We start from the raw sequence: 14,112 nt of genomic DNA, 5'->3' as shown, positions 1-14,112 counted from the left end.
TACGGCAAAGAGCCCCGTCCATTGCCTGGACGGGGCTCTCACCGTGGCGACCGTTCGGTCGATTCAGTTCAGGTGATCAGTGGTGGCCGTGGCCGCTGGTGATCTCCTTGTACTCCTCGACGGTGGGCTTGGCGATCTGGCTGTCCTCGCCGTAGAAGCTCTCGGACAGCTTCGCCTTGAGCTTCTGCGTGCCGGACACCTTGCGCTCCACACCGTTCTCGTCGACCGTCGGGCCGATCTCGAGCGGCTCGTACTGGTGGTGCGCGGTGAGGGTGTGCAGGGACTCGGACTCGAGCGGCTCGTGGACCTCGATGAACTCACCGTGCGGCAGGCGCTTGATGATGCCGGACTCGCGTCCGTGCAGCACCTTGTCCTTGTCCCGGCGCTGGAGGCCGAGGCAGATCCGCTTCGTGGCGATGAACACCAGGACGGGCACGACGAAGAAGCCGATACGCACGAACCAGGTGATCGCGTTGATCGACAGGTGGAAGTGCGTGGCCCAGAGGTCGTTACCACCACCGACGAGCAGGACGAAGTACCAGCTGATCCAGGCGGCACCGAACGCGGTCCTGGTCGGGACGTTGCGCGGGCGGTCCAGGATGTGGTGCTCGTTCTTGTCGCCGGTGACCCAGGACTCGATGAACGGGTAGACCGCGATGGCCACCAGGACCAGCGGGAAGATCATCAGCGGGATGAACACACCCAGGACGAGCGTGTGACCCCAGAGGTTGATCTCCCAGCCCGGCATGAAGCGGATCAGGCCTTCGGAGAAGCCCATGTACCAGTCGGGCTGTGCGCCGGTGGAGACCTGGTCGATCCGGTACGGGCCGATGGCCCAGATCGGGTTGATCGTGGCGATCGCCGCGACGATCGCGATGACACCGAAGACCAGGAAGAAGAAGCCGCCCGCCTTGGCCATGTAGACCGGGAGCAGCGGCATACCGACGACGTTCTTGTTCGTCTTTCCGGGGCCCGCGAACTGCGTGTGCTTGTGGTAGAAGACCAGGATCAGGTGAGCGACCACGAGACCGAGCATGATGCCCGGCAGCAGCAGGATGTGGACCGAGTAGAACCGCGCGACGAAGTCGCCGCCCGGGAACTCGCCGCCGAAGAGGAAGAACGACAGGTACGTGCCGACGATCGGCACGGACAGGACCGCGCCCTCCATGAAGCGGACACCGGTGCCGGAGAGCAGGTCGTCCGGGAGCGAGTAACCGGTGAAGCCGGTGAACATGCCCAGGACGAACAGCAGGAAGCCGAACAGCCAGTTGACCTCACGCGGCTTGCGGAACGCACCCGTGAAGAACACGCGCATCATGTGCACGAACATGCCGGCGAGGAAGATCAGCGCCGCCCAGTGGTGGATCTGGCGGATCAGCAGACCACCACGCACATCGAGAGAGATGTGCACGGTCGAGTTGAACGCCTCCGACACCAGCTGCCCCTGGAGCGGAACATAGCTGCCGTTGTACGTCACCTCGTTCATCGACGGGTGGAAGAACAGCGTCAGGTACACACCCGTGAGGATGATGATGATGAAGCTGTAGAGGCAGATCTCACCGAGCATGAAGGACCAGTGGTCCGGGAAGATCTTGCGCATGTTGGACTTGGCCAGGGAGTAGATCCCCAGGCGTCCGTCCGCCCAGTCGGCCACCCGCTCACCGGCGGGCGCCTTCCCGCGGGAGGGCTCGTTGCTCGCGTTAGTGCTCATCCGCGCTCCCAGAAGGCAGGACCGACGGGCTCGGTGAAGTCGCCGAGCGCCTGCAGGTAACCGTCGTCGCTCACACCGATCCGCAGCTGCGGAAGCGCGTGGCCGGCGGGACCGAAGATGACGCGGGCGCCGTCGGAGAGGTCGAAGGTGGACTGGTGACAGGGGCAGAGCGCGTGGTGCGTCTGCTGCTCGTACAGGGAGATCGGGCAGCCCACGTGGGTGCAGACCTTCGAGTACGCGACGATGCCCTCGTGGCCCCAGGCAAGCTCCTGCTTGTCCTTGATCTCGTCCGGCTGGATACGGATGAGCATCAGGGCGGCCTTGCCCATGACCTGCTGGAAGTCCTCGGCGTGCTCCTCCAGGCCCTCGGGCTTGGCGAAGGTGAGCGAGCCGACCGCGATGTCCGAGGGACGCAGCGGCTGGTTCGTGTTCACGTTGACGATGAGCTTGCCGGCCTTCCAGGCCGTGTGCCGGAGCTTGGTCTCCGGGAGGGGGCCGAGCTCACGCAGCAGGACGACGCCGGAGAGCGGGACCATCGCGAGCGCGCCGAAGAGCGTGTTGCGCATCAGCTTGCGACGGCCGAACTGCGACTCCTTGGCGCCCTGCTTGAAGTCCGCCAGGACCTTCGCCTTGACCGCCGGCTCCGCCTCGATGGCGTGCCGGTCGTCGGCGACCTCCACGTCGGACATCAGGGTGCGGGCCCAGTGGACCGCGCCCGCGCCGATGCAGAACAGCGCCAGACCGAGGGTGACACCGAGCGCGAAGTTCAGCGCGCTGATGTGCCCCAGCGGGAACACGAAGATGCTCTTGTCGGCCTTCAGCGTCACGAACGACGCGATGAAGGCGACGGTGGAGAGCATCGAGACCGTGAACAGCATGGCCACGACGCGCTCGGAGCGCTTGGCAGCCCGCTCGTCGATGTCCTGCGTACGGTGCTCGTGGGGCGGCAGCCCCGGGTCGGCGAAGGGGTCTTCCTTCACCGCGACCGAGCCGTGCGGCTGGTCGGCGTCCTGCGCGCTGGGCAGGTTCTCTTCTGGAATCTCTTGGCTACTCATGACTTCTTGGCCTTTGCGGTCCGAGCGGCTACCCAGACGGCGACGGCGATCAGCGCGCCGAGACCGAAGATCCAGGCGAAGAGGCCTTCACTGACGGGGCCGAGCCCGCCCAGCTTCAGACCGCCGGGGCTCTCCGTCTTGTCGCCGTTGACCGCGTCGAGGTACGCGATGATGTCCTTCTTGCTCTTCTCCGGCATCGTCGTGTCGGGGAAGGACGGCATGTTCTGCGGGCCGGTCTGCATGGCCTCGTAGATGTGCTTCGGGGCCACGCCCTCGAGGCTCGGGGCGAACTTGCCGTGCGTCAGCGCGCCGCCCTCACCGGTGAAGTTGTGGCACTGCGCGCAGTTGGTACGGAACAGCTCGCCACCGTTGGCGATGTCCGCACCCTCCGGGCTGACCTGGTTCTTCGTCGGGATGGACGGACCGGCGCCGAGCGACGCGACGTACGCCGCGAGCTGGTCGATCTCGGCCTGCGAGTAGATGACCTTCTTCTTCGGGATCTGCGCGCCCGGCTGCTGCGCGGGCATACGCCCGGTGCCGACCTGGAAGTCGACGGCCGCGGCGCCCACGCCCGTAAGGGGCGGCCCGTCAGAGCTGCCCTGACCGCCCGTGCCGTGGCAGCTGGCGCAGCCGACGGCGTAGAGCTTCTTGCCCTCGTCGATGGCGAGGGACTGGGCGGTTTCGTCGGCCTGCGCCTTGCTCGCGGGTGCGAACGCGGCGTACAGCCCCCCGGTGACCGCCAGCGCGAGGAGTAGGACGACGACCGCCGCCAGCGGATGGCGTCGTCGTGCGGAGAGCTTTTTCACGGATTACCCCGGTGTCAGGATCTTCTGCGTCGGTGCTTGCTGGATGAATCGGAACGTCGGGATCGACGCGCCCCACTACTTGATCAAGTAGATCGTGGCGAAAAGGCCGATCCAGACGACATCGACGAAGTGCCAGTAATAGGACACGACGATGGCCGCGGTCGCCTGCTCATGGGTGAACTTCCTGGCCGCGTAGGTACGGCCGAGGACGAACAGGAAGGCGATGAGGCCACCTGTCACGTGCAGTCCATGGAAGCCAGTCGTCAGGTAGAACACCGAGCCGTACGGGTCGGAGGACAGCGAGAGACCGTCCTTCTTGACCAGCTCGGTGTACTCGAAGATCTGACCGCCGATGAAGATCGCACCCATGATGAAGGTGACGATGAACCATGTCCTGAGCTTCTTCACATCCCCGCGCTCGGCGGCGAAGACGCCGAGCTGACAGGTGAGAGAGGAGAGCACCAGGATCGTGGTGTTCGTCGCTGAGAACGGAACGTTCAGCGACTCGGCCATTGCCTTCCAGTGCGCTGGTCCGGTCACCGATCGCAGGGTGAAGTACATCGCGAAGAGGGCCGCGAAGAACATCAGCTCGGAACTCAGCCAGATGATGGTTCCGACGCTGGTGAGGTTCGGCCGATTGACCGACGGGTGCGCGTGCCCGGTTTCTACTGTCGTTGCTGTCGCCACGACCGACATTATGTCGGTCGCTTATCTCGCGCTCACTCCGGGGGGTGCCGTTCGGGGTGTCTGTGGGGTGTGTCCAGCCCATATGGCCCATTGGAGCGCCGTCCGAACCGGTGTTGACGGGGTGTCGGGAGGAGTAGGCTCCGCGCAACGCTTCCCCACCTTGATGAGTCAAAGACGCCGAAGTCTCGGAGGAACGATGCAGTCGACCGCGACGGTCCTGGTCTACAGCGACAACGCACGCACCCGTGAGCAGGTCCGCCTCGCGACGGGTCGCCGGCCAGCCGCCGACGTCCCCGAGGTCCGGTTCGTCGAGTGCGCGACGCTCCCGGCGGTCCTCAAGGAGCTGGACAAGGGCGGCATCGACGCGTGCGTCCTGGACGGCGAGGCCGTTCCCGCGGGCGGGATGGGCGTGTGCCGGCAGATCAAGGACGAGATCTTCAACTGCCCGCCCGTGCTGCTGCTCATGGGCCGTCCGCAGGACGCCTGGCTGGCCACGTGGAGCCGTGCCGAGGCGGCGGTGACCCTTCCGGTCGACCCGGTCGAGTTCGCGGGCGCTCTGGCCGGCGTGCTGCGCAAGCGTTTCGTGAACGCCTGAGAGTTTTCGGTACGCGGACGGGGCGGGCCTCAGGGGTGCTGAGGCCCGCCCCGTCCCTGTGCGGTCAGGAGTCAGAAGTCTCACACCTCTGGGCTGAGTCGTGCCTGGTCGACGGCGTTGTGGCCGTTCTGCGCGGCGGCCTGGACGGCGCTGCCGCTCTCCCACTTCTTCCAGCTGAGGTTCCAGTCGCCGAAGCCGTTGCCGAAGGGGTCCATCTCGGCGCCGCCGCTGTTGACGACCTTGACTATGTCGCCCTCGCGGACGGTGTTGAAGAACCATTCGGCGTTGCTGGTGCTCATGCCGGTGCAGCCGTGGCTGACGTTCGCGGCTCCCTGTGAGCCCGTGGACCAGGGAGCGGCGTGCACGTATTCACCGCTCCAGGTCACCCGGGTGGCGTAGTACACCGGGAGGTCGTACGAGTCCGAGGAGCCGTCGGCTATGCCGATGCTGGCACTGCGCATACGTACGAAGTACTCCTTGCCGAGCACGACCTTGACGCCGTTGCGCGTCTCGAAGCCGGGCTTACCGGTGGTCACAGGGATCTCGTTGATCTCCTTGCCGTTGCGGTAGACCGTCATCGTGTGGGCGCTCGCGTCGGTGATCGCCTCTATGCGGTCGCCGGTGGTGAGGTGCAGGGGCTTGGAGGCGCCGCCCCAGAGGTCGCCGACCTTTATGCCCGCGAGGTTGCTGTGCGCGTCGATGGTCGAGTTGGCGGGCCAGTACTCCTCGGGGCGGTAGTGCAGCTTCTTGTCGTCCACCCAGGTCCAGGAGCCGGCCACGGCGGGCTGGGAGTCGACCTTCAGGGCCCGCTCCACGACCGCCCGTGCGGCCTTGTCCTTGACGGGGGCGCTGAGTTCGGCGGTGATGGGCTGGCCGACGCCGTACTTGCCCGCGTCGGGGCCGAACTTGACGCTGAGGGTCTTCTTCTTGCCGGGGCTCGCCGTGTCGAAGGTGATGACCTTGCGCCCGGGGTCGCCGTCCCCGTCCTCGGTGCTGACGCTGACCGTGTAGTGGGCGTCTGCGGCCAGCGGAGCGGTGCTGTGCCATCTGCTTCCGTCGGCGGACAGTTCGCCCGCGACATAGCGGCCTATGCCGTCGGTGGCCGTCACGTCGGTGATGCGTGCCCCGTCGCCCTGCGATCTCACTTCGAGGGGCTTGTCCGGGTCGGCCTTCTTGCTGCCGGAGGGGCCGCTGAAGTCGATCTGGCTGGCCGCGTCGTAGGGCTTCTCGGCGAGCGGGTGGCTGGAGCTGCCGCAGGCCGCCGCACTCGCACCGAGTGCGGCCACCAGCAGGGTGCAGCCCATTACCGTGCGGATTCTCGGTGAGTGGCTCATGCCTCTCACGGTATGAACCTTGCCCGTTCCCGGCCCGTCGGGTGAGCCGTACGAGGGGTGTTGTGCTTCGGGCACGCGAAAGGGCCCGGACGCTCCTTCAGGAGTGTCCGGGCCCTTTGCCGGTGAACGGGTCCCTTACTGGGTCCGGTTCTCACCGCGGTAGTACTCGAAGACCCAGCCCCACAGGCCGATCAGGATGATCGGGGCCGAGAAGTACAGCAGCCACCAGCCGAAGATGACGCCCATGAACGCGAGCGCGCCACCGACGGCCAGGGAGAGCGGCTGCCAGGAGTGCGGGCTGAAGAAGCCCACCTCGCCGGCGTCGTCCGCGACGTCGGCCTCCTTGTTGTCCTGCGCGCCCGTGTCGACCCGCCGGGCCGTGAAGGCCAGGTAGTAGCCGACCATGATGCACAGGCCGAAGGCCAGGAACAGCGCCGTGGTACCGGCGGGCTCCTTCGACCACACGCCGTAGACGATCGCCATGGCGAGCACGAAGACGCTCAGCCAGATGAACATCTTTCCTTGGACCTTCACTTGCCGGCCTCCTTGCCACCAGCGAGGGACTTGTCCCCGTGGCCGGCGTTCTGGAGCTGGTCCAGCGCGGCGATCTCCGGGTGGTGCAGGTCGAACGCCGGCGATTCACTGCGAATGCGCGGCAGGGTGAGGAAGTTGTGCCGCGGCGGCGGGCAGGACGTCGCCCATTCGAGCGAACGGCCGTAGCCCCACGGGTCGTCGACCTCGACCTTCTTGCCGTACTTCGCCGTCTTCCACACGTTGTAGAGGAACGGGAGGATCGACAGGCCGAGCAGGAACGAGGAGATCGTCGAGACCGTGTTCAGCGCGGTGAAGCCGTCGGCCGCGAGGTAGTCCGCGTAACGACGCGGCATACCTTCGACGCCCAGCCAGTGCTGCACCAGGAACGTGCCGTGGAAGCCGATGAACAGCGTCCAGAACGTGATCTTGCCGAGCCGCTCGTCGAGCATCTTGCCGGTGAACTTCGGCCACCAGAAGTGGAAGCCGGCGAACATCGCGAACACGACGGTGCCGAACACCACGTAGTGGAAGTGCGCCACCACGAAGTACGAGTCCGAGATGTGGAAGTCCAGCGGCGGGGCCGCCAGGATGACGCCGGTCAGACCACCGAAGGTGAAGGTGATCAGGAAGCCGACCGCCCAGAGCATCGGTGTCTCGAAGGACAGCGAGCCCTTCCACATCGTTCCGATCCAGTTGAAGAACTTCACGCCGGTCGGTACGGCGATGAGGAACGTCATGAAGGAGAAGAACGGGAGCAGCACGCCACCGGTGACGTACATGTGGTGCGCCCACACGGTCACGGAGAGACCGGCGATCGCGATGGTCGCGCCGATGAGGCCGGAGTAACCGAACATCGGCTTGCGTGAGAACACCGGGATCACTTCGGAAATGATTCCGAAGAATGGTAGGGCGATGATGTACACCTCTGGGTGTCCGAAGAACCAGAAGAGGTGTTGCCATAGCAACGCGCCGCCGTTGGTGGCGTCGAACACATGGGCACCGAACTTGCGGTCCGCCTCCAGGGCGAACAGCGCGGCGGCCAGGACCGGGAACGCGAGCAGGACCAGGACACCGGTCAGCAGCACGTTCCACACGAAGATCGGCATACGGAACATCGTCATGCCAGGAGCGCGCATACAGATGATCGTGGTGATGAAGTTGACCGAGCCGAGGATCGTGCCGAAGCCGGAGAAGGCCAGACCCATGATCCACATGTCGGCGCCGATGCCCGGCGAACGGACGGCGTCCGAGAGCGGGCTGTAGGCGAACCAGCCGAAGTCGGCCGCACCCTGCGGGGTGAGGAAGCCGCCGACCGCGATGAGCGAGCCGAAGAGGTACAGCCAGTACGCGAACATGTTCAGCCGCGGGAACGCCACGTCGGGCGCGCCGATCTGCAGCGGCATGATCCAGTTCGCGAATCCGGCGAACAGCGGCGTCGCGAACATCAGCAGCATGATCGTGCCGTGCATCGTGAACGCCTGGTTGAACTGCTCGTTCGACATGAACTGATTGCCGGGACGAGCGAGTTCGGCGCGCATGAACAGCGCCATGACGCCGCCGATGCAGAAGAACGCGAACGACGTGACCAGGTAGAGCGTGCCGATCGTCTTGTGGTCAGTGGTGGTCAGCCACTTGACGATGACGTTGCCCGGCTGCCGGCGACGGACCGGCAGCTCGTTCTCATAGCCCTCTTCGGCGGCGCCTGCGGCGCCCGCCCCCTGAGGTTCATTGAGGATGCTCACAGGTTGTTCGTCTCCCGGTTCTTCTCGTGGCTCGTCTGCGCGATGCCGGACGGGATGTAACCGGTCTGCCCCTTCTTCGCCAGGTCCTTGAGGTGCTGCTGGTAGCGCTCAGGAGAGACGACCTTCACGTTGAACAGCATTCGCGAGTGGTCGACACCGCAGAGCTCGGCACACTTGCCCAGGAAGGTGCCCTCCTTGTTGGGGGTCACCTGGAAGGCGTTGGTGTGGCCCGGGATGACGTCCTGCTTCATGAGGAACGGCACCACCCAGAAGTCATGGATGACGTCGCGCGAGGTCAGGACGAACCGGACCGACTCGCCCTTGGGGAGCCAGAGGGTCGGGCCGGGGTTGCCGGTCTGCGGGTTCTTGGAAGCCGGCGTACCGGCCTCGTAGACGCCTCCGGCGTTGGCCGGGAAGTCCTTGACGAAGCGGTCCGGAATACCGGCCAGTTCGGGGGAGGTCTTCGCGTCACCCGTGGAGCCGGGCACGTTCTCGACGTAGTTGAAGCCCCAGCTCCACTGGTAGCCGACCACGTTGATGGTGTGGGCCGGCTTCGGGGAGAGGCTGAGGAGCTTCGACTCGTCTCGTGCCACGAAGTAGAAGAGGACGGAGACGATGATGAGTGGAACCACCGTGTACAGCGCCTCGAGCGGCATGTTGTACCGCGTCTGAGTAGGAACCTCGACCTTGGTGCGGCTGCGCCGGTGGAAGAAGACGCTCCACAGGATCAGACCCCACACCAGCACGCCCGTGGCGAGCGCTGCCGCCCACGAGCCCTGCCAGAGGGAGAGGATCGTGGGACCTTCTTCGGTGACCGGGGTCGGCATACCAAGACGAGGAAAGTCCTTGTATGAACAACCTGTAGCGGTGACCAGGATCAGGCCCGCAGTCAGCACCTGCGGCAGCTTCCGCCGCATCGGGCGCCGCGACGAGCGGTCGGAGCCGTTGGGACTCACGTAGCGCCTTCCCGAGAGTCTCGCCCGCGCTCTTTGGTTGGCTACGGCCGCCATCTCGCTGGTCGCTCGCCGCCCTGGCACACGGGCAGGGGTTTGGATGTTTATGCGGACCAAACCCTACTGGACGCTATTTGAGGTCGCGCGGGGAGGGTGCCTAACGCGCCAGGGGTCACTCAGAAGAGGTGGAAGTTACCGTTCCGGGGGGATCTGACGGGGGGTCGGCGGAGGTGAATTCGGCCCGGAAATACGGCTCGTCCGGCGTGTGCGGTTTGGGTAGATGTTGTCGCGTGCTCGCCGCGTGTGCCGGTTCCCGGCCCGTCGGCGCGCTTCCTCGCACCCCTTGAGGGCGGCGGGTTCGCCCGGGGCCTTAGCGTTGCTGTGTGTCCTACTTCGATGCGGCTTCCTCCGCCCCGCTCCATCCCGTGGCCCGGCAGGCCCTGCACGCCTCGCTCGACGAGGGCTGGGCCGACCCGGCCCGGCTCTACCGCGAGGGGCGGCGGGCCCGGCTGCTGCTCGACGCGGCCCGTGAGGCCGCCGCGGACGCCGTGGGCTGCCGTCCCGACGAACTCGTTTTCACTCCTTCGGGGACGCGGGCCGTTCATTCCGGTGTGGCCGGAGCGCTCGCCGGGCGTCGGCGTGTCGGTCGGCATCTGGTCGTATCCGCCGTCGAGCACTCCTCCGTGCTCCATTCGGCGGCCGCCCTGGAGGCGGATGGCGGATCGGTGACCGAGGTAGGGGTCGACCGGTCGGGGGCCGTCTCGCCCGAGGCGTTCACCCGTGCGCTGCGGGAGGACACCGCGCTCGCCTGTCTGCAGTCCGCCAATCACGAGGTGGGCACCGTGCAGCCGGTGGCCGAGGTGGCGGCGGCCTGCCGGGCGGCCGGGGTGCCGTTGCTCGTGGACGCGGCGCAGTCCCTCGCGTGGGGTCCGGTGGCGGGCGACTGGTCGCTGCTCACGGGCAGCGCGCACAAGTGGGGCGGACCGGCCGGCGTCGGGCTGCTCGTCGTGCGCAAGGGGGTGCGGTTCGCGCCTCAAGGTCCGGCGGACGAGCGGGAGTCCGGGCGGGCGGCCGGTTTCGAGAACATTCCGGCGGTCGTGGCGGCGGCGGCCTCGCTGCGCGCGGTGCGGGCCGAGGCGGCGGCGGAGGACGCGCGGCTGCGGGAGCTGACCGAGCGGATCCGGGCGCGGGTGCCGGGTCTGGTGCCGGACGTAGAGGTCGTGGGTGACCCGGTGCGACGGCTGCCGCACGTGGTCACCTTCTCGTGTCTTTATGTCGACGGGGAGACATTGCTGCACGAGCTGGACCGGGCCGGTTTCTCCGTGTCGTCCGGGTCGTCGTGCACGAGCAGCACGCTCACGCCGAGCCATGTGCTCAAGGCGATGGGGGTGCTGAGCGAGGGGAACGTGCGGGTGTCGCTGCCGTTCGGGACGGCGGAGGACGACGTGGAGCGGTTCCTGGAGGTGCTGCCGGGGACGGTCTCGGCGGTACGGGAGCGGCTCGGGGCGTCGGGTGTGACGGCTGCCGCGCCCGCCGAGGGGGCCGCCTCGCTCGTGGTCGACTCGCTCGGGAAGCGGTGCCCGATCCCCGTCATCGAGCTGGCGAAGGTGATCGGCGACGTACCCGTGGGCGGGACCGTGACCGTGCTCTCCGACGACGAGGCGGCGCGGCTCGACATCCCCGCGTGGTGCGAGATGCGGGGCCAGGAGTACGTCGGTGAGGAGCCGGCGGAGCGCGGTGCCGCCTACGTGGTCCGCCGGCTCTCCTGACGTCCTAGCCCAGGTGCTCCTGCACCTCGGTCGCGGCCTCTTCGCCGTACGCCTTGCGGAAGCGGTCCATGAAGGAGGCGCGGCGCAGCTCGTACTCCTGCGTGCCGAGGGTCTCGATGACGAGGGTCGCCAACATGCAGCCGACCTGAGCCGCGCGCTCCATCGTGACGCCCCAGGCGAGGCCCGACAGGAAGCCCGCGCGGAACGCGTCGCCGACGCCGGTCGGGTCGACCTTGGCCGTCTCCTCGGGGACGCCGACCTCGATCGGGTCCTCGCCGACGCGCTCGATGCGGACGCCGCGCGAGCCGAGGGTCGTGATGCGGTGGCCGACCTTGCCGAGGATCTCCTCGTCGGTCCAGCCGGTCTTGTTCTCGATGAGGCCCTTCTCGTACTCGTTCGAGAAGAGGTACGTCGCGCCGTCGAGAAGTGTCCGGATCTCGTCGCCCTCCATGCGGGCGATCTGCTGCGAGAAGTCGGCGGCGAACGGGATGTTCCGGCTGCGGCACTCCTCCGTGTGGCGGAGCATCCCCTCCGGGTCGTCCGCGCCGATCAGGACCAGGTCGAGGCCGCCGACGCGCTCGGCGACGGACTGGAGCTCGATGAGGCGGGCCTCGCTCATGGCGCCGGTGTAGAAGGAGCCGATCTGGTTGTGGTCGGCGTCCGTCGTGCAGACGAAACGGGCCGTGTGCAGGACCTCGGAGATCCGGACGGAGGCGGTGTCGACGCCGTGCCGGTCGAGCCAGGCGCGGTACTCGTCGAAGTCGGAACCCGCGGCGCCGACGAGGATCGGGTCCGTGCCGAGCTGGCCCATGCCGAACGCGATGTTGGCGCCGACACCGCCCCGGCGGACGTCGAGATTGTCGACGAGGAAGGAGAGGGAGACCGTGTGCAGCTGATCGGCGACCAGCTGGTCGGCGAAGCGGCCGGGGAAGGTCATGAGGTGGTCGGTGGCGATGGAGCCGGTGACTGCGATTCGCACGGCGAGGTCACGTCTTCCTGCGGGGAGGGGGTTGACGCTTCACGCTACCGGTTTATGGGGCCTGGCCTGAAGAGGCAAAACTACCCGATAGTAGGGCTTTCTTCGCGGGCCATGATCTGCATAGCGTTTCTGTCATGACGAACCTCAAGGTCCGTACCGCGTCCGCTCCGCTCGACCTCGAAGGCGGCCTCGCATCGCTCCGCGGCGACTGCGCCCGGATGTCCCCCCACTGGTCGGCCCACGCACGGGACCAGCAGGCTCCCGTCACCCCCTCCCACATCCACGGCGTGGACGTACCGTCCAAGTCGGCGAAGCTCATCGACGCGATGTCCGACTACGGGGACTAGGGCCTGGTCCCAGCGAAAGGCCCCAGGCCCGGCCGGGAAGGGAACCGCTCGCTCCCCCGCCGCGTCTCACCGCTGTCCCCGAACGGGGGCACGCGTACGACGTGGCAGTTGAAGGAGCGATGCGGTGAGCACCGAGCAGACGCAGGATCGGCACCGGCGGCGGTCTCCGCTGACCGTGGCCTCGGTCGCGGCGGCGGTACTGCTCGTCGGCGGCGGTGGCGCGTACTTCGCGGCGTCGGCGGACGACGGCGCGCGTGGCGGCTCCCCGGCATCCGGCGGTCCCACTCCCCCGCCGCTCGCCCTGGACGGCCACGCGGCGGGCGGCACCGGCTCCACCTCGGGCATCGCGCCGGGCGAGCCCGATCCGTACGGCACGCGCTATCAGGCCGCCGGCACGCTCCCCTCGGGCCCGGGCGACGCCCCGGTCTACGGGACGCGGGGCGACGTGACCTCGGCGGACGTCGCCGCGCTCGCCCGCGCCCTGGACGCGCCGGGCACCCCGCGCCTCGACCACGGCGCATGGAAGGTGGGCCCGGCGAAGGACGGCTCCGGCCCCTCGCTCCAGGTGAGCCAGAAGGCGCCGGGCGCGTGGACGTACGCGCGCTACGCACCGTCCGCGAACCCCAAGCCGGCTTCCGGCAACGGCAGTTCGGGGGACGCCGTCAGCGAGGCCGCGGCGAAGAAGGCTGCCGCTCCGGTCTTCAAGGCGGTCGGGCAGGACGACGCGAAGCTGGACGCGGGCCAACTCATGGGCGCCGTACGGGTGGTGAACGCGGAGCCGCGCGTGGGCGGGCTGCCCACGTACGGCTGGACGACGGGCGTCCAGGTCGGGTCGGACGGTCAAGTGGTGGGCGGCAGCGGCCAGTTGACGAAGCCGGTCAAGGGCGACACATACCCCGTGATCAGTGCCAGGAAGACGCTCGACCAGCTCAACTCTGCGGCGATCGGGCAGGGTCGCGTCGGGATCGGCGGGTGTGCGAGTCCTGTGCCGCTGAAGGACCGGGACGAGGCGCCGTGCCCCGCGCCGCCGAAGGCACCTTCGACGCAGGTCACCCAGGTCACGGGGGCTACGTTCGGGCTCTCGGCGCAGTTCTCGCAGGGGCGGCAGATCCTCGTACCGTCCTGGCTGTTCCAGGTGAAGGCGCCGGGGGCGCGGGAGGGGTACACGGTGGCGCATCCTGCCGTGGACCCGAAGTTCCTGGCGTCTCCCGAGGCGCCGGGGGCCGGGCCGACCGAGAAGCCGAGCCCGCGGCCGAGTGTGCGGCCCGGCGACCCGGGGACCGATACGCGCGACATCCGCCCCGAGGGCTACACGGTGGAGGGCCGGACGCTGACGGCGCACTTCACGGGAGGCGTGTGCGGGACGTACGCGGCCACGGCTTCGGAGCACGACGGCACGGTCTCGCTGAAAATCACGCACACGGAGAAGAAGGGCCAGATCTGCGTGATGATGGCCAAGTTCTACACGCTGAAGGTGACCCTGGACGCGCCGCTCGACGGCCGTAAGGTCGTCGACTCGCAGAACCGGGCGGTGCCGCACGCGGACGGGCAGCGGGGGTACGAGCCGGCGCCTCAGCGCTGACACCCGTACACACGCGAA

General features: G+C 67.8%; 13 protein-coding genes. 4 read left to right on the top strand and 9 right to left on the bottom strand.

What is annotated here, in order from left to right; all coding sequences use genetic code 11:
* Window positions 1–76 precede the first annotated feature (76 nt).
* The 4 genes from ABZ893_RS20880 to ABZ893_RS20865 form a co-directional block, all read right to left on the bottom strand.
* Window positions 77–1,711: a cytochrome bc complex cytochrome b subunit gene (locus tag ABZ893_RS20880; protein ID WP_361405659.1), complete on the bottom strand. Its 1,635-nt coding sequence runs from the start codon at window positions 1,709–1,711 to the stop codon at window positions 77–79.
* Window positions 1,708–2,766, bottom strand: coding sequence for a Rieske 2Fe-2S domain-containing protein (locus tag ABZ893_RS20875; RefSeq protein WP_361405656.1), 1,059 nt, complete (start codon window positions 2,764–2,766; stop codon window positions 1,708–1,710). Before ABZ893_RS20875 ends, ABZ893_RS20880 begins: the two co-directional genes overlap by 4 nt.
* Window positions 2,763–3,572, bottom strand: coding sequence for a c-type cytochrome (locus ABZ893_RS20870; RefSeq protein WP_361405653.1), 810 nt, complete (start codon window positions 3,570–3,572; stop codon window positions 2,763–2,765). Before ABZ893_RS20870 ends, ABZ893_RS20875 begins: the two co-directional genes overlap by 4 nt.
* Before the next feature lie 75 nt (window positions 3,573–3,647).
* Window positions 3,648–4,268, bottom strand: coding sequence for a heme-copper oxidase subunit III (locus tag ABZ893_RS20865; protein ID WP_361405651.1), 621 nt, complete (start codon window positions 4,266–4,268; stop codon window positions 3,648–3,650).
* Between the two features lie 187 nt (window positions 4,269–4,455).
* Between ABZ893_RS20865 and ABZ893_RS20860 the strand changes: the two genes are divergently transcribed.
* On the top strand, window positions 4,456–4,854 hold the full coding sequence (locus ABZ893_RS20860; RefSeq protein ID WP_361405649.1) for a hypothetical protein: 399 nt from the start codon (window positions 4,456–4,458) through the stop codon (window positions 4,852–4,854).
* A gap of 80 nt (window positions 4,855–4,934) precedes the next feature.
* On the opposite strand, the gene ABZ893_RS20855 is transcribed toward ABZ893_RS20860, so the two are convergent.
* The 4 genes from ABZ893_RS20855 to coxB all read right to left on the bottom strand — a co-directional run bounded on the left by ABZ893_RS20855 (window position 4,935) and on the right by coxB (window position 9,420).
* Window positions 4,935–6,188 (bottom strand): Ig-like domain-containing protein, encoded by a 1,254-nt coding sequence (locus tag ABZ893_RS20855; protein WP_361405646.1) that lies wholly within the window; start codon window positions 6,186–6,188, stop codon window positions 4,935–4,937.
* Window positions 6,189–6,323: 135 nt separating this feature from the next.
* Window positions 6,324–6,722, bottom strand: coding sequence for a cytochrome c oxidase subunit 4 (locus ABZ893_RS20850; protein WP_361405643.1), 399 nt, complete (start codon window positions 6,720–6,722; stop codon window positions 6,324–6,326).
* Window positions 6,719–8,464 carry a cytochrome c oxidase subunit I gene (gene ctaD / locus ABZ893_RS20845; protein WP_361405641.1) on the bottom strand — a complete coding sequence of 582 codons (1,746 nt, stop codon included), beginning with the start codon at window positions 8,462–8,464 and terminating at the stop codon, window positions 6,719–6,721. Before ctaD ends, ABZ893_RS20850 begins: the two co-directional genes overlap by 4 nt.
* The gene (gene coxB, locus ABZ893_RS20840; protein WP_361405638.1) at window positions 8,461–9,420 is read right to left on the bottom strand and encodes a cytochrome c oxidase subunit II; all 960 of its coding nucleotides are present in this window, start codon (window positions 9,418–9,420) and stop codon (window positions 8,461–8,463) included. Before coxB ends, ctaD begins: the two co-directional genes overlap by 4 nt.
* 380 nt (window positions 9,421–9,800) lie before the next feature.
* Here coxB and ABZ893_RS20835 point away from each other — a divergent pair, with 380 nt between their 5' ends.
* Window positions 9,801–11,186, top strand: coding sequence for an aminotransferase class V-fold PLP-dependent enzyme (locus tag ABZ893_RS20835; protein ID WP_361405635.1), 1,386 nt, complete (start codon window positions 9,801–9,803; stop codon window positions 11,184–11,186).
* 4 nt (window positions 11,187–11,190) lie between these two features.
* Here ABZ893_RS20835 and ABZ893_RS20830 read toward each other — a convergent pair whose 3' ends face one another.
* Complete coding sequence (locus tag ABZ893_RS20830; RefSeq protein WP_361405633.1) at window positions 11,191–12,165, bottom strand: carbohydrate kinase family protein; 975 nt, start codon at window positions 12,163–12,165, stop codon at window positions 11,191–11,193.
* A gap of 134 nt (window positions 12,166–12,299) precedes the next feature.
* Between ABZ893_RS20830 and ABZ893_RS20825 the strand changes: the two genes are divergently transcribed.
* Together ABZ893_RS20825 and ABZ893_RS20820 are read left to right on the top strand one after the other, a co-directional pair.
* Window positions 12,300–12,512, top strand: coding sequence for a hypothetical protein (locus ABZ893_RS20825; RefSeq protein WP_361405631.1), 213 nt, complete (start codon window positions 12,300–12,302; stop codon window positions 12,510–12,512).
* A gap of 124 nt (window positions 12,513–12,636) precedes the next feature.
* On the top strand, window positions 12,637–14,094 hold the full coding sequence (locus ABZ893_RS20820) for a hypothetical protein (protein WP_361405628.1): 1,458 nt from the start codon (window positions 12,637–12,639) through the stop codon (window positions 14,092–14,094).
* Window positions 14,095–14,112: the final 18 nt, after the last annotated feature.

This window comes from Streptomyces sp. NPDC046821, from assembly GCF_040645335.1.
In the GTDB taxonomy this organism is placed as follows: Bacteria; Actinomycetota; Actinomycetes; order Streptomycetales; family Streptomycetaceae; genus Streptomyces.
Note: the sequence above shows the minus strand (reverse complement) of the source record. Positions and strands in the feature narration are given on the sequence as shown.